We start from the raw sequence: 25,234 nt of genomic DNA on the forward strand, positions 1-25,234 counted from the left end.
CGGCCCGAGTGGGGACATCCTCTACCTTCAGGACGACAACACCTACACGGATTCACCGATCCAGGGATGGGGGCGGGCATCCATCGACCATGCGCTCCAATCGATGCGAAACTCCGGGTACAATATCCCTACCGGCGACAGCTACGCCATCGTTTCCCGAATCAGGAGTTCCTGCACCGAGGCGATCACCCGGGCCGTCTCGGACAAGTCCGACGGCGACGCCACCCAGGCGCGCGTGATTGGTGTCGCCGCGACCGTCGCCGACGGTTCCGGAGGATTGGTTCCGTGGGGAACCAACCCGACCGACTTCCGCAAACGATTCGACGCCAACTGGAATGCTCTGGGCGACAAGAGCGGCGACCTCAAGGGGTACAGCCGCGCCTGGGTCCAGAAAGTCTATGACAAGTTCACGAATCAGATCACTACGACCGGAAACCAATACCCGGCCGGCGTGCAGGTCGTGTGCGTCGCGGTCAACAACCAGCAGCCGCCCCGCGACTACGACCTGACCGTCACCACCAACCACAGGCAGAGGACCGACCTGAAGGTCGGCTCCACCGATCCGATCGGCGACACCCTGCACGCGAGCAACAACGGCAGCGGCGTCAAAGAGATTTTGAAAGGCGCCGCGATCATCCACTACGAGGGCCAGAAGAACGGCTACGTCGCCGCCAAGACGATCAGCAAGCCGATCACCTTCGCGAACTCGGCCGACACCCCGCTCGACAACCTCGCCACTCCGGCGGACTTCGGCATGAGCCACTGGCAGGAGGGCCAGTACTGGATCGACATACAGGTCGCCAAGCAGGGCAGGATGAAATCGGGCGTCGACACGGCCGACAGGGACCCGTCCGAGACCTGGACCGTGAGCGCCGAACCGCCGTCCTCGCCGACCAAGACCATCGACGAGGGCGTGAGCGCCGACAGCATGACCAACCGGACCGTCATCAGTTACGGCACCGGCAAGGGCGGCTACGAGATGACGCTCAGGGACAAGATCACGGCCAACGGCGTCGACTACACCGTCGACAACTACAAGCTCGTCGACACGACCGACAACGACCGCGACGTGTCCAATGAGTTCACCGTCACCTGGGATCGCAAGACGGACACCGTATCGGCCGCGCGCACCGCCGACAAGGGCGAGATGCCCCTGGGCCACAGGTACGAGTTCAGCTTCGATATCACTGTCAGCAAGCCGAAGGACTTCAAGAAAGTCAAGGACCGCGCGTTCGGCAAGTGGAACCAAGATCCCGAGGCCATCGCCGGCAGCAAGGAATTCGACACCTGGCAGCCCAACCCCGACAAAAGCTGGGTGTACGAGCAGGACGGAAGATGGCAGGCCGTCATCGACCCGCAAGAGACCAACAAGACCGGCGGCGACTCCCGCACCTACGTCGACGGCGACAAGATCGGCAGCGTCATCAACGGCACTGTTGGCAAGAACCTGATCCAGGCTCCGAAACAGTTCGCCCTCACCGATGACTGGACGGCCTCCGACTACATCTTCGACGCCGACACTAAGAACATCCGCGTGTATGAGGCGACGGCCGGCACCGACCGCGAAAGCAGCGTGAGCGACATCGTCAATACCGGCAGGGACGTGACCGGCCAGTTCGACATCACCGTCGACGGCACCAAGGCCACCGCCACTGCCAAGGCCTCCTACCTCAAGGGATTGAAGAAGCTGAAGGACCCGAAGCAGGTCACGCTTCTCATCCCCGGCAAGATCAACTTCGCCAACGGCAAGGGCGCGGCACGGGTGCGTGCCGACTTCGGCAAGGCCGCGGGCGGCGAGCTCACCTTCTGCGCCGCGCCGAACGGCAAGAACCTGACCAACAGCGGTTCCGAAACCGTCAACAACCACACCGTGCCGACCAACGAGCCGCAGATTTGCGGCTACATTCCGCCAGCGAAGAAGGACGTCGTGAGCGAGGCGAGCCAGGGCGGCGAGCAGGAGAGCGTGGATGGCAGGGTCGTGCAGCCCGGACAAAAGGTCGAATACCAGCTCGACACGCAGCCGCAACTGCCGTCCGACCTCGCCTACGAGGTCAAGTCCGTGAGCTTCACCGATTCCTACGATTCCTATCTGAAGCCGGACAAGCAGACCCTGGAGATGATGGACCTGAATACCGGCAAGCCGGTGTCCAAGAAGAAGTACACGACGAAGTGGGATGATTCCAAGCACATGTTCACCCTGCTCGCCGGCCAGGAAACGATCAGCCAGTGGCGCGCAGGCGCCATCCCGCGCCTCCAAGTCCGCTTCGAGGCTACCGTCGCCGACGACGCCCCCACCGACCACAAGGTCGGCAACAAGTGGGTGCTGACCCTCAACAACTCGCTGACTCCGAGCAACGAGGTGTTCAACATCCCGCCGAAGATCGACCCGGCCAAGAAGGATACGCAGAAGGATCCGACGGTCAGCATCGACGGAAAGGCCGTCCTGCTGGGAGACGAGATCTACTACCGCGTCGACATCGACGCCAAGCAGGACAACCAGGCTTACAAGGTCTGGAGGCTCGGCATGACCGACGACTACGACGACGAGTACCTCAAGCTCGACGCCACCAAGGTGGAGATCGCCGACGAGACCGGCAGGGACGTGACCGACAAGTTCAACATCCAGGACAAGGACGGGGTGTTCTACGCCTACGCCAAGCTGGTCGACACCGAGATCCCCGCGACGGGAGAGACCGTCAAGGGCGACCCGCAGCCGACCGACCTCAGGTCCTACAGCGAGTCCGACGAGCATGACCCGCTCGCGCGGCCCGCCATCGACCAGACGCTCCTCGGCCACACGTACACCGTGACCATGCCGATGAGCGTCGTCAAGGTGACTGACGGCTATGTCGTGAATAACAAGGCCGTGCAGGTTCTCAACAAAGTCCGCAAGGACACCAACGAAGTCACGAACCCCCTGAAGCCCATCAACCCGGCCAAGGACGTGACCGTGAAGGTCGGCGGCTCGTCCGCCGACGGCAAGAGCATCTACAAGGGCCGCGACTTCCTCTACCAGCTCGACAGTTCCATCCTGCCGGCCGACCGCGCCTACCCGCAGGTCGACAAGTGGAACATCGTTGATTCTCTCGATCCGGCCTTCGACGAATACACCGGACAGTGGGCGGTGTACGCGACGCGCGACCTGATCTCAGGCGGAAAGGTCCTCGCGGCCAAGGGCGACAGGATCGCCGGCTCCGGCTTCGACTCCTCGAAGCTCGGCGGTGACCTCTTCACCCTCTCCACGGCCACCGTCGAAGGTCGCAACGCCGTCGCCGTCGAAGCGACCGAGCGCTACAGGGCCCTTGTCTCCGACGGCTCCCATGAGGCCGGCTGGCGCTCCTACATCCAGTGCAAGCGCCTGGCCGTGACCGCCCGCCACGAGAACCGGTTCACGGAGCACTACAACGGCCGGCACCTCGAATCCAACGTCGTGTGGACCCGCACCCCGGACATGACTCCGAGCATCTCCGTCGAGAAGTGGGACCGCAAGTCCGGCTTGCCGAACGGCGACCGCGACAATTCGAAGGACGCTTTGACCGTCACCGGCGACACGGAGATCGTGTTCACCATCGCGAACACGAGCAAGACCGACCCGGATACGAAGCAGGGCGCGGTGTTCCGCACCAAGGATCTCAAGCTCGAGGACTCCACCGTCGTCGGCGACGGCGAGGTCGTGGACCTCAAGTACCCGTCCGACTGGGACACCGAGGTGCTCAAGCCCGGCGAGAGCGTCGAAGTGACCGGCACGCTCAAGGGCGTCACCAAGAACCACACCGACCGAGCCAAGGTCACCGGCACGCCGTTGACCGAATGCCCGGTCGACGCGTCGGCTCCGTTCGGCGACGGCACCTCGGATGCCGCTGCCGGCTACGCCGGCTCCAAGTCCGACGCCAAGACCGAGAGCAAGTCCGATGACGTCGTAACCATCGGCGGCAAGGACTACTGCGCGGACACCAAGGTGGAGTCCGCCACCGACGATTGGAACGGCATGAGCGTCAACCTTGCCACCACCGGCTCCGTGGTCTACGGCATGGCTGCGTCGGCCGCCGCGCTTGCCGTCGCTGGCGTGGCGGTCGCCGTGGCGCGCCGCCGCAGGAAGGCGATGCTGGACGGCGCGGAGCGCGCCTCCGACTCCCGGAGCGGTGAATAGCTGAAAAGCGACTGAACGGGGGCGCGCCCTGTCTCCGGGCGCGCCCCAGCCCGCGCGGGGATAAGACACGCTTCTCTCAATCCATTTTCCCTATATCCAAAGTGGCTCCGGGTTTGAATCCCTGCGAGGGCGTCGGAAGCGGGCGGCATCATTCTCCTTTCGGCGGATCGGTTCTACCGTCCCAAATACCTCTGGTTCGGCGTGGGTGTCCAAACCGGAGCCTTTTCGCCGGCCATACCGTGGTCATGTCATCAAAACAAGTCGAAAGGAAACAATTATGTACGGAATCACCGTCGCGGCGGCCGGCAGCAGCATCGTCACCAGTGCGTTGCAGCTTTTCAGCCAGTTCGCCACCATCGGCGGCGGCCTGTGGGCCTTATGGGGCGTCATCACCTTGGCCGGAGGGCTGAAGGACCAGAACGGCCCGGCGATGCAGTCGGGCGCCTGGCAGCTCGTCGGCGGGGGTCTGATTATCGCCGCCGCGACCCTGTTCTCCAGCATCGCCCTGTAAGACGGGAGACACATGGTCGATTTCATCGTCGGCATCCTCAATTCTATAGCGTCCGGCGTCGGCGACGACCTCGTGGCCGATCTGCTGAAGACCCCGGCCGAATACAACGCCGGCATGTACCAACTGAGCCTGACCGTCGCCCGCTCGGCCGTCAAACCCATAGCCAGCACGGTCCTCGCTATCATGTGCGTCTTGGAACTATCCAGGGTCAGTTCCAAGGCTGACGGCGACCGTGAGCTGGGAGTCAAGCTCGTCGCCATGGCGATGTTCAAGCTCGCACTCGTGTTCACCGCCGCGCAGCATAGCGAGCTCATGCTCCAAGCCGTCGACGAGATTGGCGGCAGTGTGCTCGGTGGCATCCATTCGGCGGTGCCCGCTACGGGCGCGTCGTCGGCTCTCGGCCTCGGAGACAGCATGCGCGATGCCATTGCCTCCGTCGGATTGCTTGGACAGATTCCATGCCTGGTGTTGCTCTTCGTGCCGTTTCTCGTCTCCAAGGGTGCGACCATCGTCGTCACCGTCGTCATCCTCCTGCGTTTCGTGCAGATATACATGCTCACCGCTTTCAACCCGTTGCCTATCGCGTTCATCGCGCAAGAGGATACCCGCCAATGGGGTATCAATTATTTCCGTCAATACGCGTCGCTGGTGTTCCAGTGCGCGACCCTCTATCTGGCGCTCCTCATGTACCGCACGCTCGTCGGCGGCATGCTCAACCCGAGCGAGTTCAAGGCCGGTGACAGCCTCTCCGGCTGGGTGATGGACAACTTCACCGGTCTGCTCTTGGCGAGCGTCATGCTCATCGGCGTCGTCATGGCGGCCAACTCGGTAGCCAAGAAGCTCTTCGGCGGCGAATAGACACGCCGCAGTCCACGAAAAGGAGAAATCGTCATGGCGTTGCAGATGCCCGTCTACAGGGAGCTGACCACCATCGAGTCGAAGGTGTTCATGGGAATGAGCTGGCGGCAGTGCCTCGCCGCCGTCATCCTCGCGATCGTATGCGGGGGAGGGTATGCCGGCCTGTGGTTCGGTCTGGGAATGGATCCCAACCTCGCCATGTACCTGATCTTTCCGCCCGGCCTTCCCATAGCGGTGTGGGGTTGGGTGAGGCCCAAGGGCCTCATGCCCGAGAGATATCTGAAATACATTTTGCGTCACTATGCGCGGCGAGAGATTTACCTGTTCGACGGTCCGGCCAGACCATACCGTACCGGCGTGAAACCAACGATCAAGGAAAGGTGAGGAATGTTCGGCAAGAAGAAGAGCCGCGGCGCGGGCGCGGCCGAGGCCAGGGCGGTCGGACGCAGGAAGAGGGCGACGCGTCTGCCGAAGGGCGTCAAGCAGCTCATCGGATACGACGCCATGCTGCGCAACGGGATAGCCAGCCTGGGTGACGGAAGGTGGAGCGCCACCATCCTCTTCCAGGACATCAACTACCAGCTGAGTCCCGAATTCCATAAGATGGAGATCCTTGATCGTTGGGCCAAGCTCATCAACAGCTTCGAGTCCGGGCAGAGCGTGCAGATTGCCTCATACACGCGCTCACGCGGCATGCGCGAGATCCTCGCCGACGTGATGATGGACGAGCGGGGCGACAGCCTGGACCACTACCGGCTCGACTACAACCGGCTCGCCCAGGGCAAGCTCGAATCCGTTAGCCGCGACGCCAGCACCGTGAAGACCCTGACCGTCACGGTCCGGGAGAGCGACGAGCATGCCGCCGTCGCGAGCCTGAACGCCCTGTGCAACAACCTCGTCAGCCAGATGCGTTCCATCGACGCGTGCAAGGCCATCCGCCTCGACCGCGAGCACCGGCTGCGCCTCATGTCCGAGGTGCTCCGCCCGGGCGATGGGTTCCGGTTCGACGAACGGCGTTTCGAACGTATGCCCGGCAAGCCCGACACCAAGGATTTCGTCTGCCCGTGGAGCATCGACGCGCGCAATCCGACCATGCTCGACATCGAATCACTGGACTCAACATACCTGCACCGCACCATGTGGGTGTCTAATCTGCCGCCGGAATTGTCAGACCAGCTGGTCAACGACCTGACCGGACTGCGCGCCCGCGTCGACGTCAGCATCCACCTGGCCCCCATGGACCGTGGTGAAAGCATGACTCTCGTGCGCCGCAAGAACGCCGAGGTCAAGATGCAGGTCATGGACCAACGCCGCAAGAACCGCAAGCAGGGTCTCGACCCCGACGACCTGCCCGATGATCTGGCCGACCAGCAGGAGCAGCTCGGCCAATTGCGTGACGAGCTGCGTTCCACCAATCAACGGCTCGTGAACTCGATCATCGTGATCGGAGTGTCGGCCGCGAGCCAGGAGGAGCTGGAGGTCGCGTGCAGGGACGTGAAGGCCAAGGTCAACGCCCAGTCGTGCACGGCCGAAAGCCTGAAGTTCATGCAGATGGAGGGATTGACGGCCGAACTGCCGCTGGGCAACAACCCGCTGCCCATGAAACGCACCCTGACCACGAACAGCGCCGCCATCCTGATCCCGTTCACCACACAGGAGGTGTTCGAGCCGCACGGCCTGTTCTATGGCAGCAACGCACGTTCCGGCAACCCGATCCTCGCGGACCGGCGCAGCCACATGAATTCGAACGGGTTCGTGCTCGGTACGTCCGGAGGCGGCAAGTCCTTCACCGTCAAGCAGGAGATCGCCGGCATGTTCCTCAACAGGGACGACGAGGTGATCGTCATTGATCCGGAACGCGAGTACCTCGCCCTCGCTGCCGCGTTCGGCGGGCAGATCATCCAGATCAGCGCCGGCACCGGCACGCGCGTCAACCCGATGGACATCGTCCTGGACGACGACTCGGCCTCCGATCCGGTCAAGGACAAAACCAACAACGTGGTCTCCATGATCGGTGCGCTCATCGGCGGCATCGACGGACTCGACCCGCTCCAGAAGGGTTTGGTGGACCAGTGCGTCAGCAACCTGTACACGCGCTACCGCAACCATGGCGGGGGAGTCCTGCAGCCCACGCTGCAGGACCTGCGCGACGAATTGCAGTCGGCCGGCGACCAGGTGAGCAGGTATCTCGCGGACGCGCTCGGGCCGTACATCACCGGTTCCATGAGCGGCTTCAACGGGCAGACCAACGTCGATCTGAGCAACCGTTTCACGGTGTTCGACGTGTCCGGCCTGTCCGGCGAACTGCGCATGTTCGGCATGATGGTAGTCATTGACCAGGTGTGGAACCGCGTGATCCGCAACAAGGCCAACGGCCGGCGCACCTGGCTGTACGTCGACGAATTCCATCGCTTTTTCTCCAACCAGTACGCGGCCGCGCAATTCAAGGACATCTACAAAAGGGCGCGTAAATACGGGCTCGGCGTGACCGGCATCACCCAGAACGTCGAGGAGATCCTCGACCTGCAGGACGCGCGCGAGATGCTGTCCAACTCGGACTTCCTCATGCTTCTGTCTCAGAACAGCACCGACGCGGACGCGTTGTGCGAGCTGCTGACCCTGAGCGAGGAGCAGCGTCAGTACTTCACCGGCGTGCTGCCCGGGCAAGGCTTGATGAAGATCGGCAGCGCCTATGTGCCGTTCGACGGACGAATCCCGGCGGGCGGCGACCTCTACCAGCTGTACTCCACGACCTTCCAGGAAGGAAAGTGAGCGCATGAGCGGAACCCAAGCCCACCGTGCGGGAGGTACGCGCGCCCGTATCGGACGCGCGGCCACGGGCGTGGTGTCCAGCGCCGCGCAGTTCGGCGCGGACCGTACCGACATCGCCGATTCCATGGGCCACGCCACCGCCGAGATGGCGGGGCGCGCCGGCATGTACTGCGTCGTGCGCGGTGTAGGTTGGGCGGCCGGCAGGACGCGTCGCGTCGTGGATCGCGGCAAACGCGGCCTGCGGTCGGTCGGTAAACCCAAGGTGCTGTCCGAGGCGAAGCCCAGTGAGAGTATCGGCAAGTTCGCGGCGAAAGGCAAGGCGAGCCAGCGGATCGGCAAGCGCGTAGGCGCAGGCTTTGGAAAAGCCGGCCGGGGCGTCAAAAGGATGGGATCCACCGGCATGGGCTGGATGGACGAGGCCGGCGCGAGGGTTGCCGCTGCCGACGACGACTTCGCTTCGAAGCTGGGAAGCGGCGCGCGCGACCTGTCCTTCAAAGCGACGCGCACGGGCGTGAGGGGCGTCAGCTCGTCGGCCAGATTCATCTGGCGGCACCGTCGCGCGCCCGCCAAGGCGGCGGGCGGTGCGAAGGCGGCCGGACAGGCCGCAGTGCGTACCGTCCGCGCCGCCGCGAATTTCGTGCGTATGGTCGCATCCCGTGTCGTCGCGGGTGCCGCTGGCGTCAGTCTTCCCGTTCTGCCGGGCATCGCGGTCCTGCTCGCGGTGTTCGGCGTTCTTGCGGCCGTCATGGGCGCGTTCCTGGGATCCAGCGCCAGCGATTTCACGGGCGTGGCGAACGTGCCTGCTGAATACGAGGCCGACGTGATCCGCGCCGGATCCATCTGCCCGGTCGTCACGCCGAGCATCATCGCCGCCCAGATCGAACAGGAGTCCAATTGGAACCCGGAGGCCGGCAGCCCCGCCGGGGCTCAGGGCGTCGCCCAGTTCATGCCGGACACGTGGACTACCCACGGTCTGGACGGCGACGGCGACGGCAGGGCCGATATCCTTAACCCGCACGACGCGATCTGGACCCAGGGCAACTACATGTGCGATCTCGCCTCGCAGGTCGAGATGGCCAAGAAGTCCGGAAGACTGACGGGCGACATGCTCCACCTGGCCCTCGCCGCCTACAACGCCGGTCTTGGAAACGTCCTGAAATACGGCGGCATACCGCCCTTCACGGAGACCACGAACTACGTGAAACAGATCATCGCCCTGGCCCGGGCCAAGTACACCTCTTCGGGCGGCGGCGATTCGGGGGTGACCGTCGGAGCGCTGAGCCCGAAGCTCGTCATGAGCGACGGATGGCACGTGGACATCGAGGCCATGGGACTGAGCTACACGCGCTTTCCTGACTACGACACCTATCAGTGCACTTGGTGGGCCGCGATGCGGCGCAGCCAGATCGGCAAGCCTGTCGATGCGCACATGGGCGACGGCGGCCAGTGGAACGACACCGCCGCCCGCCTCGGATACAAGTTGGGTCGGAGTCCGAAGCCAGGTGACGTGATCTGCTTCGAGCCTGGCGTGCATGGCTCTTCCAATGTTTACGGTCACGTCGCGGTTGTCGAACAGGTCAATTCAGACGGATCGATTCTCATCAGCCAGTCCGGCACTGGCTGGATGACGGTAGTCACCGAGACCATCAGCGCGGCCGACCTCAAGGCCATGGGCAGCGGCGTTAGCTTCATCCATTAGGAAGGGAAAAGAATGGACCAGCTCAAAAGGAACGGCAAAAGGAACGTCCTCATCATTGCGGCCACGACCGTTGCCGTCGTCCTTATGGTAGTCGCGAACATCGCCTTCATCCTCATGCATCCGGCCGAACCGGAAGGCCGGGGCAAAGCCGTGGCGTCCGAAACCAAGACGGGGGAGCCGGCGGCCACGCCATCCGTGAGGCACCAGAAACCGTTGGAGGTATGCGAGAAGCTCGCGCCGAAGGCGGCCGCCGCCTACACCAGCCATGCCGTAGACCGTGACGGACTCATCAAAAGTTACTTCACGTCGGACGCGCGTGGATTGAACATACCCGTCGACCGAATAGCCGAGCAGTCCGGCGTGCAGGCGTCCGGTGGCATGAACGCCGGTACCGACACGACCGCGACGTGCAGCGTCTGGACGGGACTCGAATCGCCATGGAACCTCACATGGCGATGGACCGCCGACAAGGGATGGAGATGCACCGGGATCAGCGGTCCGCTCGAAGGCGCGTACACCGTCCTCGGCGACAAGGTGCCGGCGGACGAGGACGACGAGAAATGATCAGAACCGACACGAAGACGGGCGAGCCGATCCTCAGCGCCAAACTCACGGCCGACCAATTGCACGCAATGGCCAACGACCTCGGCTGGAGGCCATGGATGCGCCTGGTCGCCGAGCATCCGCATGCGTGGCCCGAGCTCATCGAATGGTGGCACGCTGCGCAGGAGCAGGGCTTCGACGCGGTGGGAGCGGCGCCGAGGCCTCCCGAATCCATGCGCCGTCGCCGCCGGAAGACGAACCAGGACAGGAACCCGAACAGGTCGCCGACCCGGAGCCAACCACAATGAGCCTCCCGTCCATATCGGAACCGGTACCGACGGAAACCAGGAAAACCGAGAGACCAGGAGGGCTGTCGGCGGCCGTCACCTACTCGGCCGATCTTGACGACCTGAAGGTGCGCCGTGCCTTCCCGGTCGGCAAAGCGCTCGTCGCGCTCATCGTGGCTGCGGGTCTCCTCGCCATTTTTTGGTTGGGACTGCAAGCCGCAAGCCGCCACGCCGCCGCCGTGCGGCAAGAGGCGCATGAGACCGCAGTCAACGCATGCGATTCGGCCGAAGCGACACGCAAGACCGTCCAGTCCGCCCTGGACGGGGCCGCGGCCGAGGCCTCCAGACTGTTGAAGGACACCAGTCGCGGACAAGTAGAGAATCCCAAGACGCTTGACTCGCTGGAACGGCTTCTGGACGCGAAGACGACCGCCGTCAAGGGTTCCTGCGCGTCCGACGCCGCCACATCCGACGTGGACAGGACCACTGAGGCGCTGCGCAGAACGACCAAAGACCTCAGGGGCCGTCTCGCCGGTCTCAAGGCCGCGACCAAGGCCGTCACCGACAGCAAGCTCGACAAGACCGTCGCCGACGCGCAGTCCCTGTACGATTCGACCGCCGGGAAGGTCCAGGACAATAAGACCCGGGAGGCCTTGCTGAAGGCGGTCAGGTCGCGTGACGCCGAAGCGATCGCGAAGGCCACGAAGGCGGTCGACGAATCAAAGTCCGAGAAGGAGGAAACCGACGCGGAGGCGAAGGCCAAGGCTGAAGCCGAAGCCGCCGCGGCCGCCGCGGCGCGGCAGGCGCAGGCGTCGCAATCCCAATCGTCTCCACGGCGGCAAACACCCCCATCCTCGGGAGGAAACCGATCCCAATCCCAAGGCGGGTCCAGTTCGGGAACCTCGCCGGGATGGTCCGTGCCCTCGCCGTCGGGCGGGGACGCCGGTCTGCCCGGCAGCGATCCAGGTCTCTGGTAGAACAACCGACGTTGCGCGAATGCGGCGATTGGTTCCGGCGGCGATTCCCGAGCAATGAATCCATGCTATTCAGATCCGTGAAGATGATGAATTTCCCTTTGTCTACGTCGATGGCGCTGGCGTCGGGCCTGGTCACGCATCCCATCCTTTTGAGTGTCTGAGCGTGGATTTCGGTGTGGCGATGGCCGTTCCCGGCCATGCCTTACGGCTGAGGAACGGGTGCAGTCCTCGCAGGTTGTAGATGCATTTGTCGTTGTCCAGTTGCGCGAGCTCGTCCGGCGTGAGGAGCTCACGTCCGGTGCGCTGGTAGTTGATAGTGTGGCTGCCGGTCACTCCCTTCGAGTCGCTGGTGGTGCGCAGGTCGATGGTCTCCTTGCCGAGCAGCTTGCTGAGCCACTCGGTGGTGGACTGCTCGTTGCCGCCGAGGAACAGTACGTTATCGCAGTTGCCGACGATGGTCTCCCACGAGTCCTTGTACATGGTCTTCAATTGGGCGATGGTCTGGAGGATGATGCTGACGCTGACCTTGCGCGAGCGGATCGTGGCGATGAGCTTGTCGAAGTTGGGGATGCGCCCCACGTTGGCGAACTCGTCGAGGAAGCAGTGCAGTGGCGTGGCGAGGCATTCGCCGGGGTAGGTGCGGCAGCGGCGGATGATGCTGTCGAAGAGGCATTGGTAGCAGATCGCGGCCAAAAAGTTGAAGGTCGGGTCCTCGTCGGGCAGGGCGAGGAATATGGCCGTCTTTCTGTTGGGATGCCTGTATCCGCCCTCGTGCTCGTCCTGGTATCCGCCGATCCGGTCGATGCCGAGGCTGTCGTCGGAGAGGATCTCGCGGACCGGGCCGACGGTCAGTGGGGCGAGGCGCACGCCGAGGCTGATGATGATGCCCTTCTTGGTCTCTCCCGCGCCCTGGGTGAAGGGCCGGTACTGGCGGGCGGCGAACTTCAGGCCCTGGGCGAGCCTCCATGCCTCCCGCAGGTCCGGGTCGTCGTGGTCCGCGCCCTTGCGTTCCCATTCGGCGCGGGTCTCCTCGTATATTTCAGTGGCGGTCCGGGCGACGGCATCGACCTGGCTTTCCTTGGTCTCGTCCTGTTCGCTGGCCTCGAGCAGGTCGCGCATGTCGGCGACCGCGTTGAGGGTCTGGCCGGCGTCGATGTGCAGGCAGTCCTTGAGGATGTCGTCGGGCAGGTAGTAGACGAACGCGGTGAGCGCGGTCAGGAGGCTGCGTTCGGATTTGGTCCAGAAGTCGTCGGTCTGGTGCTCCTTGGGTGCGGAGCCGTTGGTGTTGTCCATGATGTTGGTGACGAGCCGCATGATCGCCACGTCGGGTTTCGTGGGGTCGATGTAGCGCATGGGGTTGAATTTCGTCTCGCTGGTCAGGTCCACCAGGTCGAGCTGTTTGACCGTGTATCCCATTTTCTCCAGTTTCGCGCCGGTGCGTGCGTAGAGTTCGCCTTTCGGATCGGTGCACGCGTAGTTCATGCTGCCCTTGAGGATGTTGGGGATGACGTGCGTGGCGGTCTTGCCGGAACCGGAACCGCCGATCACCGTGGTGTTGAGGTTGCGGCCCGTGGCCTGCGCGTCGAGGCTCAGGCCCTCGGTAGCCGTCATCTGGAGGTTCTGTCTGGTGTCGTTGTCCGTGTATGGGGCCATCTCCCGGCTGGCGGACCAGCGTGCCGACCCATACTCCTCTCCTTCGCGCCAGTTGCGTTGGCTCATGCTCCACCGGTAGAGATGGAACAGGCCGACCGCGCACGCGCCTGCCACTCCGCACAGGAGGCTGGTCCGGTCGAGTCCCAGGGCGGTCGGACGTTGGAGCATGGTCGTCATATCGTCCATGATCCGTTCCGCGCTTTCGCCGGCGGCGATGCCGTCCTGGACGCGGTCGGCCGCGAGATCGGCGATCCAGAATCCCGCGAGGATGGTCAGCGTCTTGATGACGATTCCTCTTATTCGTTGCATGATGGTTCCTTTTCTACTGTTTTCTTTCGGCGAGGTTCTCGTTGAGCCTGCTCCTGAACCGGTCGTACAGCTTCCTCCTGTTGGTGATCCTTCCGCCGTCAGGGTCTGTTCCGTTCTTGCCTGCCGCGCCGTCGGCTGCTTCCGTGTTCCGCGTGCGGGCCGCCGGGGGTGAAAGGGGCGTGATGATGGTCATGCCGGCTGGGTCCACGGCGATGCTGAACGGCCGTCCGTCGGCCATGAGCGTGGACATGAGCCGGCCGGCATGGCCGTTGATGTCGATCCATGCGCTGTCACCGGCCTTGTCGGGTTTGTCGGCGCTGACTGTGGTTCGTGTCATCGTTCCCCGTCCGGCTCGGCGTGGCTGGGATCGAACGCGAGGCTCTCGGCTTCGATGTCGATGCCGGACGCCTCGTCTCCTGCGGTGCCCTTGACTATGAGGCGGGTCCCTTCCCCTGCGTTGCGACGGATGTTGTCCGCGTGGTCCCTGCCGCTGGCATGGATGGTGATTTTCCTTGCGGCGTTTCCCACGGCCATGGTCTCGAGCAGCCAGTCGTCTGGTATTCCGTGTGGTTGCGGGTCTCTGATGAGAGTGCCTTCGAACCAGATGACGGGTTCCGGGGGCATGGTGGGGTGTTCTTCCGTTGTCATGCGTTCCTCCTGTCGCTTGCATAAGGTGAGGCGTGGTTCGCTCTTCCTATAGTGCTTTCCGCTGTCCGTGTTTCATGTCGATGCCGGCTTCGGACGGAGCCGCGTTGAGACCGGCGAGGTTCTCCCTGAGCCTGATATGGAATCGGTCGAGCGTTGACTTCAGGTCCGTGTGCCGTCGTTCCGGATCGGATGCCGCTGCCGGTGAGCCGGTCCCTCCGTGGCCCCGTTCCTGTTCCTCCGCCTTGTCCGGTTGCGTCTCGTTCGGGTCTGTGTCCGTGGTGGTGTCCGTCCTGACGGCTTCCGGCGCGTCCCGTTCGATGTTCGTCTTGTTTCTGGTCTGGGACGGTTCCTGCGTGCCGGCGAGTTCCTGGATGAGCAGTCTGGCGGCCTGTCGGCGTTGGCGGTGGTTCCACCGTCTCTCGTCCGGGCCGGCGGTCCGGTCGACGAGTCGGCGTGCCCATTTCAACGCGACGGCCGGCTTGTATGTGCCGTCGCGCTGGTATTCGGCGAACCGGCCTTGCATGCGTTCGATCTGCGGCCAGGATTCCTCCACGGTCTTCGAGGCGAGTTCCAGCGATGTCGTGTCGAGCGTCTCCTCGGCGTCGCGGTTGCGTTTCTGCGCGTCGAGGATCGCCTGGACGAGCGTCTGCGGGTCAACCTGCGTGGTGCGGCGTTCCGTGCCGCGGCCGATGAACAGTTCGACCGGGGCGTCTGGTCTGAATCTGAGGTTGACGGCCCGTCCATCGTTCTTCTGCCTCTGGTTCTTCCTGCTCATGAACATGTCGGTGGCCCAGCCGGTCAGGTCCCGTCCGTCGATGACGGTGCCGCGGGGGAGGCCGACTATCATCTTCGGCCAGTCTCGTCCGTCCTTCGCGTGCAATATATAAGTGTGCGCGAGGCTGTTCGCCACCCATGCGTTCGGCCAGACGTGTCTCGTGGCCGCTCGCGTCGGTGCCTGTCGTTCCGGGGCGTCTTCCGCGGAATTGGCGTCCCGTCCGGGCTGCTCCTGCTGGGGAAGCGCGGGGGCCGGTGAGACGGGACGTCCCTGGAGAATGGATATGGCGGCCTGGTCGGTGAACTCGTTCCAGTCCGGGGCGCGCCTGCCGTCGTTCAGGTTCAGCAGAGGCTTCTGTTCCAATCCCGGTTTGAGCAGTCCGCTGCGCGCTACGCGGCCGGTCATGCCCCGGGCGTCGGGGCCGCCGTCGTGTTCACGCCAGGACTGGTATTCGTCCCGGTAGATGAGGCTTTGGGCGAGCAGTTCGCCGTCGCTCATGGTTTTTGCGGGGAAGGATTCCTTCATGTCCTCGCTGTGGCTGATGGTCGTGACCTGCATGCTCAGGTCGTCGTATTGCAGGTGTTTGAATGTCATCGCGTAGAACAGTCCCTGCTCGTTCTGGTGCCAGGAGAAGACCATGAGGTCGTACCCGTTGTCCTCCAGGAAGAACACGCAGGGACGCGGCTCGTGTTCGACCGCGTTCTGCATGAGGCTGGCCTGGAGCAGGTCGGGGTCGAGACGTCCCGCCGCGGACGCGGCCACGGCGAGGCTGTCGCTCCATCCCATCGGGAGTGGCCTGCCCGTCGTCGGATCCGTCATATGGTACCGGCCCGGCTCGGCCACGGTGTCCCACTGGTCGGGATGGCGGTGGTTCCACCGTTCGATGTCCGTGAGCATCGCATCCATCGGGCTCTGCCCTTTCTCTGGCCTGATGGCGAAGGACTCGGTGGCGCGGGTGGTGTCGCCGGCGATTGTGTTCCGGTGCGCGATGGTGTCGCCGGGTCCGTAGATCATGCCTACCGAGTCCTCGCCTGCCGTCCTCGCCGTGCCGGCCGTCCAGATCGTGTCGCCGGATGTGGCCCACATGGACACGGGCCATGGTGTGGGGTCGTTGGTCCCGTTGATGGTGTCCTGGAAGATCGCTGCGCGTTTCGTCGCCTGGTCCTGATGGTTCATTGTGTTTTCCTTTCAACGGCTTTTGCGGGGCGCGAGGTCCCTGTTCTGGGTGGGTGGCATGTGGTTCTTCTGTCCGGCGAGGTTCTCGTTGAGCCTGGCCTTGAAGCGTTCGAGCAATGCCTTCTTCGACCGGATGGGCTTCGGCGGTTTGGTCTTTCCCTCCGGCTTGGGGGCGTTGTTCCCGGACAGCGCATGCTGTTGCTCGGTCTGCGTCCGGGTTTCGTTCGGCGCGGGTTCCGGTTCGTTTGCCGGCTGCGATGTCGGTGTCTCCCCGCTTGGTTCGGGTGTCTGCGCGCGGGTCTGCTCCTGTGTCTGCGCGCCCTGCCCGTAATCGTTGCGTAGGATGGTGTCGAGTTCGTCGCGCAATGTCGGATCGGCCGCGGCCTTGCCGATGATTCGGTCCGTGAAGTCGCGTCCGGTCTGCTCGTTCCATGTCGCGTGGTCCATGAGCTTGTCCCATGAGAGTTCGGGGTGGTGTGCGGCGAGGCTGTTGGCGGACATCTCCATGACCTCCGGTTCTACGAAGTCCCAGGCTATGCGCTGCGTCGGCATGGGCTTCGCGGCCGGTTCGACCGGTGTCTCCCGTATCGGGGATTCCGGTTCGCTTCGGGACTGTTCCGTCTTCCTTTCACGCTGTTCCGTCTGCTCGACGGTGAAGTCGTCGTCGGCGACGTCGAGGTCCATGTTCCTGAAAGCGCGTTGCACCGCGTGTCGGACGTGGTCCTCGTCCCTGCCGGCGAAGTGCAGGATGAACTGGCCTTGGTCGGTGCGTTCGAGGTGGTAGTCGATGCCGGTCTGCTTGAGACTGTGCTGCACCTCGCGCATGGTCGAGTCGTCGAGTTGCAGTTCGTGCAGGTCGCCGTCCTTCTTCTTCTGCAATCTTTTCTCGGACATCTCGCCGCTGCCGATCTTGTCCTTCACGATCACGCCCGCGGCGTGTACGCCGGTCTTGGCGAGCTTCAATCCGGAGCGGAGCATCGCCATGGCCACGCCCTTGGGGATTCTGAGCGTGAGTCTCGCGCCTCCGGCGATGATGCTTTGGACGGCGTTCTGGATCTTCTCCTCCATCTGTTCCTCGATGGGCATTGTGGTTTCCTTTCTTGTTGTCGGTTGGTTTTTCTCGGGCGGTTCAGATGGACCGTCCACGCTTGTGCCGTTGCTGCCGTTCATGCTGTTCGGTCTTCGTTTGATCGAGGTCGCGGATCGTGTGGATCTCGTGTTCGATGGCGGCCAGCTCGCCCTCGTACCGGTCGCATAGGGCCTCTTGGTGTTCCATTTCCTCGCGCGTCTCGGCCGCGAGGTCGTGGTCGCCGCGTTGGATCGCGTCGTGCAATGCGACGACGGCGGCCTGGAGTGCGTCGTGCGATTCTCGGACCTTCGCCCGCAATAATTTGAGTCCCTTGGCGCTGTCGCCGTCCGCGAGGCGAGTCCCTCTGATCGCCGCATTCAGCGCCTTCGCCTCGCCGGCGAGCCGGTCGAGGCGTCTCGCCTGCGCCTGGTAGTAGCGCTGCTGGGCCGGACTCACCCCGTAGCGCAGGGGCAGTCGTTCGGGCGTGGTCTGCGGTTCGAGACGGCTCGTTGGCTCGCCGAACCACTGGTAGAGGCCGGTCGTCGCGGTCTTGCCGGCGTACCGGTTGGACGGGTCGAGGATGATCTGGTCGCGGTCTCGGGGCAGGAACGCGCGCAGCGTGGATCCGCCGTCGTCCACGAGACGACTCGCGTCGAACGTTATCTTTTTCTTCCGGTGTGTGCCGGGCAGCCACACGGTGATCGTTTTTCTGGTCCGTTTGGAGACGAGGCGGCGGTTGAATGTGATGGGGATGACGGGCGTGCTCTGCAGTCCGGCCATGATGTTAGTCATGTTGTAAGCCTGGCCGAGCTTGGTGTCGCGGATCTTGAAGCCGGTGTCCTTGAGTGTGTATGTGAGGTGCTGGCCGCGTACTGTCACGGCCACTCCCTGCACGTTGAGCATGTCTCTCCAGTCCTCGTAGCTCTCTGCGCCGGCCAGGGTCAGGCTGATGATCATGCGCATCCGGTCCTTGTTTCCAATGCCCTTCGCGGCCGCGTAGATTTCCTCCATGGACATGCCGTAGCGGCGTTTCGCCGGCGATTGTGTTCCGGTGCGCGATGGTGTCGCCGCGCCTGGTTCGGAAGTCTCTTCGACGCGCTTGGGATCGCGGTCCCGGGTAGCCGGGTCCTCTCCCGCCGCGGTCTGGTCGTCGCGCATTTTGCGCGCGGTCTGCTCGGTGACGGGGTTGAAGATGACACTCAGTCCCTCCCTCGCGCACATTTCGTTGGCGACGACGCGTCACCGTTCAATGATGTCCTTCGGCAGATGCGCCTTGAGATGTTCTCCGTATCGGGAGGCGGCGCACACCACGATGTGGTTGTGCAGATGGTGCCGGTCGGTGTGCGTGGCGACCACGAACTTGTATTCGTCTCCGGTGATTCGGCGAGCGAACTCCATGCCGAGCTCGTGCACCTGCTCGGGCGTCACGGGGTCGTCGGGGCTGAAGCTGAGCTTGATGTGGTAGGCCAGCCGGCTGTTTTCTTGGATGCCTTTGGGCGAGTCCTCGTTGTCTTTGATCATGCCTTCGGCCAGCGCATCGTAGTCCGTCCTGGTCCGCTCGTAGTTCGAGCCGACCAGTCTTCCTCCGTCGGTCTTGGCGGGATCGATGACGTATGCCATCGCCCCGTTGTCGCCGCCGAGATTCGATTTCACCGGCCTGCCGAGCTTGACCACCGCCATGCTCACGCGTCCTTCCGGGCTTCGCTCATGTCGGCGAACAGGTCGCCGAGCAGACGCTCGATGCGGTCGAACGACGCGCGGATCTCGGCCACCTGCTCGGCCGTTATATGCTCGTTCGCGTTGGCCCAGTGGGCTATCTGGTTGACGTTCACACCGATTCGGCCGATCTCTTTTGCGAGCGGCTCGGGGTCCGTCCGCGGCGTGATCTCGATGACGCGGATTTCGCCATCGGTCAGCATTTTGCGCGCGAACACGGTGAACGAACGGTATCGTGTCGTGCACCTGCTCACCCTTTTGTGCAGCGCATTGACGCGTCCCCACTCGTCGGGAGTGAACGTGACGAGCTTCTGCACGCTGCGTCGGCGCTTGTTAGACCAACTCATTCCGCACCTCCAAGAGAGATATGGGGACAGGTTTTTTTGTAGCCGCGTGAGCGGTCTGGAGGCTTTGCCGACTACGGGGTCTGGGTCTCCCGAGCAAGTCTTTTCGCACGGCGAAAAGAGAGAACGTATATACGTTCGCGTCACTTGCTACTCCCATATCCATTTCATGGATTGGGAGCGATTTCGCACGGCATGATTGCGCAATGCCGTGAAGGATAATCGCGTTCACCCCTCGCTCCTTTCGCCCATGGCCTTGAAGGGAAGGCCGGTGTCTTACGCCAATCGTCCGTCGTGGAAACGGCGTCGGGTTTGGACACTCGGAGCGCGGGAAATGAAAAGGCCCCGCGAAAAAATCGCGGGGCCGGTGGGTCGTTGGTGGCGCGTCATATCCGTCATGCATGCGGGCATGAAAAAGCCCCGGCCGTCTTGATGACGGTCGGGGCAGGGCGCGCGGGTTCCTAGATGATTTGCATGTCGGAGCGGACACGTTCCGCGGCGATGTCGATGTCTCCGGGCCATGAGGGCACACCGAACGCGAGTCGCACGCGGTCGAACGTCTTCGGGTCCTTGAGCGGTTTGAACATGCCGCGGTCGACGTATCGGGACATGTCGAAGATTCCGGTCGCGCCGTCGGAGCAGGTGACCTTGAGCTTGTATCCAGGCATGGGCTCGCATTGGGTCACTTTGATTGAATAGTCGATGGTCATGTCCGTTGCCTCCTTGTCAGCGTAGCGGGTCGATTCTGAACGGGCGCTCGAGGTTGAAGGCCAGCTCCCAGTCGGCTTCCAGCTCTTCGGCATGCAGCAGCACCCATGCCTCGACCAGTTTGCGCTGCTTGCGCGGGAGGTCTCCCTTGAGCAGATTGCCATCGAAGGTGAAGGACGCCTCATGTCCTTGGTATCTGGCGTGGATGTGCGGCGGAACATGGTCGTCCGCGTTCATGGCGATGATGATTCCGAAGAACATGCTGATGACCGGCATGTCCGCCTCCTTGTTTTCGTTGTCTTCCATTCTAGGATATTTTTCTTTTGACCGGATGGTCAAGCGAAAGCGCTAGCGGTGGTAGCGGGTTCCGTCATGAGAACGCGTCGAAACCACGGGTTTCGCTGCGCGGGCGTTGACGGGTTCCGCGTGCCGCTATGATCAAGGCGTCAGCCGGCCGGTCAAAAGAAAATCCTCGGGATGCGCGCGGCATTGGTGCCGTGCTCCGTTTCCCGCCGGCGAGACGTGGCCTCCGTGCCACGGCGACGCCCTGTCGGGTCCGGGAACGGTTCCCGGCGCGTGGAGTCCAGAGGACGGTAGTCGTCCTCTGGCCGCCGGAGGCGCCGCCCGCGTCATGCGGGCGGCATCGGTCCCGGGCGTCACTTGGCCGGGAACGGCGATGACGTTTAGTCTTCGACGCTTGTCCAGTAGAGTCCGTCGTCAGGGATGTCGTCGACCTCGTCCCACATGGCTCGCGCCTGTTCGTCCCACCATGCCGTGTCGGCCCAATGCGCGTCGGCCTCGTCGTATCCGACGCTGCCGTTCGCCAGAGTCGCGTACCGGTCGAAGTCGATGCCCGTCGGGCATATGGCCTCCATCTGTTCGGCGGTCGCATAGTGGAGGCTGTCCAGATGGTAGGCCTCCTGTCCGGGTTCCAAGTCGTGTGCGGCGAGGTTGGCACGTGCCGTCCCGGCGAGCTCGTCGTGTTTGGCCCGGAACCATTCCTCGGCCCTGTTCTTCTCCTTCATGTCCATGTCTCCTTTCATTCCGCGCGCTCGAACGGTTCGTCGGTGAACCACCAGTCCCTGATGACGAGCATCCACCCGTTCCTTTCGAGCAGCGGGTCGAGGTCGTCGGGCGTGATGATGTCGCCCGCGTGGTTGACCCATACTGTTTTCTCGATGCTGCATGGCGGCCATCCACCGTCGCCGCCCCTGACGGCGTAGCAGTGCCATCCGTCGGGAATGTCGCCCGCGTGGAGACGCACGTCGCTCCACATCGCGTCGATTCGTCCCCCGTCGGTCTCAAAGACGGCGTGCTGCAATTCCATCGGTTCCATCTGCATGGTTCCACTCCTTAGTGTCCCGCCGGCGTTCCTGTTTTCCTTTCGCCGGACATGGGGCAGCCTCGCGGTCCCGCCGCGCGGCGGAGGACGCGTGGGCCGTGCCCGCTTCGGGATAATCGGGCGAAGCCCTCCCGGAGCGGAGCATGGAACACGCAGTTCCGAAGACGCGGGCGCGGGGCTGTGATGATGAACCATGGCCGGCCGACCGTTCCCTTCCAGGCGTCGACGCCTGGAAATCCCGGAAGGGTCGGCGAAGATAGCGCGCGGCCCAGGGCCGCTCTCCGTTTCCGGCGAAGCCAGGATCACAAGCGTGTGATCCTGGCAGAGCCCGACTGTCCAAACCGGCATGTGTCCAATCGCGCGACCATGGTTCCAGCCGGATCGAAACCGGGACCTGATGAAAACAAGACTGGAAAGGAAACGGACCATGGCATCCGATTACGTGGACGACTTCCTGCGCGACGAACGCGAGTCGTTCAAACGCAAGGAGACGGCAGCGAAGAAGCTTGATGGCCGCCTCGACAATTTTCGCAAGAGCGCGCAGGCGCTGCGCGACGCGACGAGGCAATTCGAGGAGGCATTCCCCGGCATGAGCCGGACGACGATCGCCGACAAGTTGGCGATGACCGGAACGGAGAAGAACGTCGCGTTCGACGCGAAGGGCGATCTTGTAGCAGCACCGGCCGGAAGGAAAACCAACGCCGCGCCGGATCCGGAGAAGACCGGGTCCGACATGCGGGCGGATGACGGTGCCGCCCCGCAGGAGCCCGCAGCCGAGACGGACGCCTCGGATGACGCACGACCCGTGTGGCGTCCGGCAACTACTGATGGGATGTGATGCGAGATGCGACTGATCATCGCCGAAAAGCATTCGGTCGGCCAGGCGATTGCCCAGGCGATCGGAGGGCACGCGGAAAAGCACGACGGCTACGTGCAGGTCGGCGACGACCTGGTCACCTGGGCGCAGGGACACCTCGTCGATCTGGCCGCGCCCGACGAATACAAGGACCACGACTGGGGCAAGTGGAGACTCGACGCGCTGCCCATCGACCCGACGCCCGACTGGCAATGGAAGATCAGCCGGGATAGGGGAGCGGACCGACAGTACAAGATCGTCGCGGAACTGATGCGGCGCGATGACGTCGGCTCGTTGGTCGACGCTTGCGACCCCGACCGTGAAGGAGAGGCCATTTTCCACAGGATCGTGGCGCATGCCGGCGTCGACAAGCCGATGCGACGCCTGTGGGTCGCATCCTTGGAGGAAGAAGCCATCCGCGACGCCCTCGCGTCTATGAAGGACGAGACGGAATACCGAGGACTCGCCGACGCTGCGATGATCCGCGCGAAGGCCGACTGGCTGATCGGCATGAACGCCTCTCGCGCATACAGTCTCGTTTACAACGCGAGATTCACCGTCGGCCGCGTGCAAACACCCACGCTCGCCATGATCGTGGACCGTGACCGGCGCATCGCCGGCCACGTGTCCCAACCTTACTGGAAGGTCGTCGCCCCGATGGGCGGATGGAGGCTGTCCGGCGAACGCCTGGACAAGCGGGAGGACGCCGAGAATCTGCTGCGGATCGTCAACTCGGACGACTTCACCTTCCAGATCCTCAAGGCCGAACGCAAACAACAGCACGACGCTGCGCCGCGTCTGTACGACCTGACCGGATTGCAGAAAGACATGAGCAAGATGCACGGCCTGACCGCCGCGCGCACCCTGTCCGCGCTGCAATCGCTTTACGAGAAGCGTCTGACCACATATCCGCGCACCGATTCGCAGTACATCACGCACGACGACCTGGACACGCTGCGCGTCCTCACCGAAGGCGACCGCCTCGTCACCGGCTTCATCGACCCAGCCGTGAAACCGGAACGGCCGCGTCTCGAACTGACCGTGGACGACGCGAAGGTCGCCGGCCACACCGCAATCCTTCCCACCATGCAGGCCGCCGCGAACGCGCTCGACGAACTCTGCGACGACGAACGCCTCGTGCTTGTCCGCGTGGCCCGCCGCATGTGGGAGGCCGTGGGAGACGACTACGTGCACGACGTGACGAACGTCGTCGCGAACATCGATCCTGCCTGGATCGAACGGCACCCTACGGACGTCGCGACGCTCGACGAATCGTGGACTAGATTCACCAGCCGGGCCGACCGGTCCGTCTGCCTCGGCTGGCGCTCCATCGAACACGAAGGCCAGCGGGAGGAACACGACGATGACGACCAGACCGCGGGCAATATCATTCCCGCGAACCTCATCGCCGGAGTCTCCATCGCTCTCGTCCCGCAATGCGGCGCGACATTGTCCGAGGGAAAGACCAAACCGCCGAAGCCGTTCACCGAGGCGACGCTGCTCGCCGCGATGGAACACGCCAGCCGCTGGATCGAGGACAAGGAACTCAAGGCCGCCCTGGACGACGACGAATCCCATTCCGGCGGCATCGGCACCCCGGCCACGCGCGCCGACGTGATCGAGAAGCTGATCCGCACCGGATACGTGGAACGCAAGGGCAAGCAGCTGCGCTCCACGGACCAGGGCCAATCCCTGATCGACGTGGTCGCCCCGAAGCTCAAGGACGTGGCATTGACCGCCGACATGGAACGGCGGCTCTCGGATGTCGAACATGGCCGGTCGGACGCCGCGAAGGTCGAATCGGAGTTCCGCGGCCTCGCCGCGGACATTCCGGCGGACGCGCAGGCCACAGTGCGGCAGGACCGTGTGCAACGGAGGGCACGCGACATGGAATCGTTCGGCCCATGCCCCCGCTGCGGGGAACCCGTCGTCAAATCCGGCAAGGTGTTCCAGTGCGTCACCAACCGGCGCGAGAAACAGCCCGACGGCACATGGAAGACCACGGAAGGATGCGGCTGGCGCGTCTGGACGACAATAGCCGGCAAGACCATCGCCGACTCGACCATGCGCGGACTGCTCGCCGGCCGGAAGGTAAGTCTCAGGGGCTTCACTTCGAGGAAGGGCGGCAGGTTCGACGCCGCGCTCCTCATCGACAAGGACAAGGGCATCGCATTCGACTTCGGCGACAGCAACAAGGAAAGGAAAAGGAAATGAACGAAACGCGGCAGCCCATGACCGAATTCACCCACGCGCCGGGGGAGGCCGGTTTCGTCGGCCGCCGGTTCATCCCGTCCGTGGTTATCTTCTGACTCAAGGCCAGCTCGCCGCGAGCGACATGCGCGCGCAGTACAATGGATTAGAAGAGAGAAGGAAGGCCAACCATGCTCGGACTCTATATGCTCGCGATATACCTGATCGTCGCCGTCATCGCCGTCGCCGTTTCCGCCCTGCTTGTTGTCGTCGCGTTGGCGACGGGACTGGTCACTCATCCCATCCGTACGCTCGCTCTCGTGTTCCACAAGCTCGCCGCCCTGGCCGGCGGCCTGGCGTTGATCCTGGCGTTGGTCCTCTGGTTCTGGTACGACCATGCAAAGCCGGACTTCGTCCCGGACTTCTGGGGTTCCATCGGTGTGATCGTCTCTTCCATCCTTGTCCGCGCGTGCGCTGAGTGGATTCTCGAACGGCCCACCAGGGCCGAACGCCGCGCCATGAAACGCGATGCCGCGCAGGAAACCGGCAGGGTGACGATGTGCATGCCGGTATCGGAAGAGGTGGCCACGGCGTTCGAATCGACCCGGGAAGGGCGGCGCGACTCTCTGTGACATGCAGTCCGCAAGGTGA

General features: G+C 63.7%; 21 protein-coding genes and 2 pseudogenes. 12 read left to right on the top strand and 11 right to left on the bottom strand.

The window, feature by feature from the left end:
* The first annotated feature begins 103 nt into the window (after positions 1-103).
* The 9 genes from AC1AWK_RS02300 to AC1AWK_RS02340 all read left to right on the top strand — a co-directional run bounded on the left by AC1AWK_RS02300 (position 104) and on the right by AC1AWK_RS02340 (position 11,797).
* Positions 104-4,150 carry an LPXTG cell wall anchor domain-containing protein gene (locus AC1AWK_RS02300; RefSeq protein WP_476569547.1) on the top strand — a complete coding sequence of 1,349 codons (4,047 nt, stop codon included), beginning with the start codon at positions 104-106 and terminating at the stop codon, positions 4,148-4,150.
* A 277-nt stretch (positions 4,151-4,427) separates the two neighbouring features.
* Positions 4,428-4,661: a hypothetical protein gene (locus tag AC1AWK_RS02305; RefSeq protein ID WP_476567783.1), complete on the top strand. Its 234-nt coding sequence runs from the start codon at positions 4,428-4,430 to the stop codon at positions 4,659-4,661.
* Between the two features lie 12 nt (positions 4,662-4,673).
* Positions 4,674-5,519, top strand: a complete 846-nt coding sequence (locus AC1AWK_RS02310; RefSeq protein ID WP_476567784.1) for a VirB6/TrbL-like conjugal transfer protein, CD1112 family — start codon at positions 4,674-4,676, stop codon at positions 5,517-5,519.
* 33 nt (positions 5,520-5,552) lie between these two features.
* Positions 5,553-5,903 carry a PrgI family protein gene (locus tag AC1AWK_RS02315; protein ID WP_476567786.1) on the top strand — a complete coding sequence of 117 codons (351 nt, stop codon included), beginning with the start codon at positions 5,553-5,555 and terminating at the stop codon, positions 5,901-5,903.
* Between the two features lie 3 nt (positions 5,904-5,906).
* Positions 5,907-8,291: a VirB4-like conjugal transfer ATPase, CD1110 family gene (locus AC1AWK_RS02320; RefSeq protein WP_476567788.1), complete on the top strand. Its 2,385-nt coding sequence runs from the start codon at positions 5,907-5,909 to the stop codon at positions 8,289-8,291.
* Between the two features lie 4 nt (positions 8,292-8,295).
* Positions 8,296-9,990, top strand: a complete 1,695-nt coding sequence (locus AC1AWK_RS02325; protein ID WP_476567790.1) for a lytic transglycosylase domain-containing protein — start codon at positions 8,296-8,298, stop codon at positions 9,988-9,990.
* Between the two features lie 12 nt (positions 9,991-10,002).
* Positions 10,003-10,554 carry a hypothetical protein gene (locus AC1AWK_RS02330; protein WP_476567792.1) on the top strand — a complete coding sequence of 184 codons (552 nt, stop codon included), beginning with the start codon at positions 10,003-10,005 and terminating at the stop codon, positions 10,552-10,554.
* Complete coding sequence (locus tag AC1AWK_RS02335; RefSeq protein ID WP_476567794.1) at positions 10,551-10,841, top strand: hypothetical protein; 291 nt, start codon at positions 10,551-10,553, stop codon at positions 10,839-10,841. The genes AC1AWK_RS02330 and AC1AWK_RS02335 overlap by 4 nt, the downstream gene beginning before the upstream one ends.
* Entirely contained in the window at positions 10,838-11,797 is a 960-nt protein-coding gene (locus AC1AWK_RS02340) for a colicin transporter (RefSeq protein WP_476567795.1), read from the top strand. The genes AC1AWK_RS02335 and AC1AWK_RS02340 overlap by 4 nt, the downstream gene beginning before the upstream one ends.
* A 132-nt stretch (positions 11,798-11,929) precedes the next feature.
* Here the strand turns inward: AC1AWK_RS02340 and AC1AWK_RS02345 are convergent, their stop codons facing one another.
* From AC1AWK_RS02345 to AC1AWK_RS02395, 11 genes and pseudogenes are all read right to left on the bottom strand, one after another.
* Entirely contained in the window at positions 11,930-13,759 is a 1,830-nt protein-coding gene (locus tag AC1AWK_RS02345) for a VirD4-like conjugal transfer protein, CD1115 family (RefSeq protein WP_476567797.1), read from the bottom strand.
* 13 nt (positions 13,760-13,772) lie between these two features.
* Positions 13,773-14,096 (bottom strand): hypothetical protein, encoded by a 324-nt coding sequence (locus tag AC1AWK_RS02350; protein WP_476567798.1) that lies wholly within the window; start codon positions 14,094-14,096, stop codon positions 13,773-13,775.
* Positions 14,093-14,407 (bottom strand): aminopeptidase, encoded by a 315-nt coding sequence (locus tag AC1AWK_RS02355; protein ID WP_476567800.1) that lies wholly within the window; start codon positions 14,405-14,407, stop codon positions 14,093-14,095. The genes AC1AWK_RS02350 and AC1AWK_RS02355 overlap by 4 nt, the downstream gene beginning before the upstream one ends.
* A gap of 46 nt (positions 14,408-14,453) precedes the next feature.
* Entirely contained in the window at positions 14,454-16,358 is a 1,905-nt protein-coding gene (locus AC1AWK_RS02360; protein ID WP_476567801.1) for a hypothetical protein, read from the bottom strand.
* 12 nt (positions 16,359-16,370) lie between these two features.
* Complete coding sequence (locus tag AC1AWK_RS02365) at positions 16,371-17,444, bottom strand: PcfB family protein (RefSeq protein ID WP_476567802.1); 1,074 nt, start codon at positions 17,442-17,444, stop codon at positions 16,371-16,373.
* Positions 17,445-17,487: 43 nt separating this feature from the next.
* Positions 17,488-19,107, bottom strand: a pseudogene (locus AC1AWK_RS02370) (relaxase/mobilization nuclease domain-containing protein).
* Positions 19,108-19,109: 2 nt separating this feature from the next.
* On the bottom strand, positions 19,110-19,490 hold the full coding sequence (locus AC1AWK_RS02375) for a MobC family plasmid mobilization relaxosome protein (RefSeq protein ID WP_476567803.1): 381 nt from the start codon (positions 19,488-19,490) through the stop codon (positions 19,110-19,112).
* Between the two features lie 458 nt (positions 19,491-19,948).
* Complete coding sequence (locus tag AC1AWK_RS02380; protein ID WP_476567805.1) at positions 19,949-20,197, bottom strand: DUF2442 domain-containing protein; 249 nt, start codon at positions 20,195-20,197, stop codon at positions 19,949-19,951.
* A gap of 16 nt (positions 20,198-20,213) precedes the next feature.
* Positions 20,214-20,501: a DUF4160 domain-containing protein gene (locus AC1AWK_RS02385; protein ID WP_476567807.1), complete on the bottom strand. Its 288-nt coding sequence runs from the start codon at positions 20,499-20,501 to the stop codon at positions 20,214-20,216.
* A 377-nt stretch (positions 20,502-20,878) separates the two neighbouring features.
* Positions 20,879-21,220 (bottom strand): hypothetical protein, encoded by a 342-nt coding sequence (locus AC1AWK_RS02390; RefSeq protein WP_476567808.1) that lies wholly within the window; start codon positions 21,218-21,220, stop codon positions 20,879-20,881.
* A 14-nt stretch (positions 21,221-21,234) separates the two neighbouring features.
* Complete coding sequence (locus AC1AWK_RS02395; RefSeq protein ID WP_476567810.1) at positions 21,235-21,537, bottom strand: LPD28 domain-containing protein; 303 nt, start codon at positions 21,535-21,537, stop codon at positions 21,235-21,237.
* A 427-nt stretch (positions 21,538-21,964) separates the two neighbouring features.
* Here AC1AWK_RS02395 and AC1AWK_RS02400 point away from each other — a divergent pair.
* The 3 genes and pseudogenes from AC1AWK_RS02400 to AC1AWK_RS02410 all read left to right on the top strand — a co-directional run bounded on the left by AC1AWK_RS02400 (position 21,965) and on the right by AC1AWK_RS02410 (position 25,215).
* Positions 21,965-22,365: pseudogene (locus tag AC1AWK_RS02400) on the top strand (gas vesicle protein).
* 16 nt (positions 22,366-22,381) lie between these two features.
* Positions 22,382-24,607, top strand: coding sequence for a type IA DNA topoisomerase (locus AC1AWK_RS02405; RefSeq protein ID WP_476567812.1), 2,226 nt, complete (start codon positions 22,382-22,384; stop codon positions 24,605-24,607).
* A gap of 167 nt (positions 24,608-24,774) precedes the next feature.
* Complete coding sequence (locus AC1AWK_RS02410) at positions 24,775-25,215, top strand: hypothetical protein (RefSeq protein WP_476567814.1); 441 nt, start codon at positions 24,775-24,777, stop codon at positions 25,213-25,215.
* The last annotated feature ends 19 nt before the right edge of the window (positions 25,216-25,234 follow it).

The sequence above is a fragment of the Bifidobacterium sp. LH_491 genome, from assembly GCF_056356495.1.

Bases quoted from the DNA above. Each gene is read 5' to 3' on its own strand.
- AC1AWK_RS02300 (WP_476569547.1), top strand. From the start codon at position 104: ATGCGAAACTCCGGGTACAATATCCCTACCGGCGACAGCTACGCCATC.
- AC1AWK_RS02305 (WP_476567783.1), top strand. From the start codon at position 4,428: ATGTACGGAATCACCGTCGCGGCGGCCGGCAGCAGCATCGTCACCAGT.
- AC1AWK_RS02310 (WP_476567784.1), top strand. From the start codon at position 4,674: ATGGTCGATTTCATCGTCGGCATCCTCAATTCTATAGCGTCCGGCGTC.
- AC1AWK_RS02315 (WP_476567786.1), top strand. From the start codon at position 5,553: ATGGCGTTGCAGATGCCCGTCTACAGGGAGCTGACCACCATCGAGTCG.
- AC1AWK_RS02320 (WP_476567788.1), top strand. From the start codon at position 5,907: ATGTTCGGCAAGAAGAAGAGCCGCGGCGCGGGCGCGGCCGAGGCCAGG.
- AC1AWK_RS02325 (WP_476567790.1), top strand. From the start codon at position 8,296: ATGAGCGGAACCCAAGCCCACCGTGCGGGAGGTACGCGCGCCCGTATC.
- AC1AWK_RS02330 (WP_476567792.1), top strand. From the start codon at position 10,003: ATGGACCAGCTCAAAAGGAACGGCAAAAGGAACGTCCTCATCATTGCG.
- AC1AWK_RS02335 (WP_476567794.1), top strand. From the start codon at position 10,551: ATGATCAGAACCGACACGAAGACGGGCGAGCCGATCCTCAGCGCCAAA.
- AC1AWK_RS02340 (WP_476567795.1), top strand. From the start codon at position 10,838: ATGAGCCTCCCGTCCATATCGGAACCGGTACCGACGGAAACCAGGAAA.
- AC1AWK_RS02345 (WP_476567797.1), bottom strand. From the start codon at position 13,759: ATGCAACGAATAAGAGGAATCGTCATCAAGACGCTGACCATCCTCGCG.
- AC1AWK_RS02350 (WP_476567798.1), bottom strand. From the start codon at position 14,096: ATGACACGAACCACAGTCAGCGCCGACAAACCCGACAAGGCCGGTGAC.
- AC1AWK_RS02355 (WP_476567800.1), bottom strand. From the start codon at position 14,407: ATGACAACGGAAGAACACCCCACCATGCCCCCGGAACCCGTCATCTGG.
- AC1AWK_RS02360 (WP_476567801.1), bottom strand. From the start codon at position 16,358: ATGAACCATCAGGACCAGGCGACGAAACGCGCAGCGATCTTCCAGGAC.
- AC1AWK_RS02365 (WP_476567802.1), bottom strand. From the start codon at position 17,444: ATGCCCATCGAGGAACAGATGGAGGAGAAGATCCAGAACGCCGTCCAA.
- AC1AWK_RS02375 (WP_476567803.1), bottom strand. From the start codon at position 19,490: ATGAGTTGGTCTAACAAGCGCCGACGCAGCGTGCAGAAGCTCGTCACG.
- AC1AWK_RS02380 (WP_476567805.1), bottom strand. From the start codon at position 20,197: ATGACCATCGACTATTCAATCAAAGTGACCCAATGCGAGCCCATGCCT.
- AC1AWK_RS02385 (WP_476567807.1), bottom strand. From the start codon at position 20,501: ATGGAAGACAACGAAAACAAGGAGGCGGACATGCCGGTCATCAGCATG.
- AC1AWK_RS02390 (WP_476567808.1), bottom strand. From the start codon at position 21,220: ATGAAGGAGAAGAACAGGGCCGAGGAATGGTTCCGGGCCAAACACGAC.
- AC1AWK_RS02395 (WP_476567810.1), bottom strand. From the start codon at position 21,537: ATGCAGATGGAACCGATGGAATTGCAGCACGCCGTCTTTGAGACCGAC.
- AC1AWK_RS02405 (WP_476567812.1), top strand. From the start codon at position 22,382: ATGCGACTGATCATCGCCGAAAAGCATTCGGTCGGCCAGGCGATTGCC.
- AC1AWK_RS02410 (WP_476567814.1), top strand. From the start codon at position 24,775: ATGCTCGGACTCTATATGCTCGCGATATACCTGATCGTCGCCGTCATC.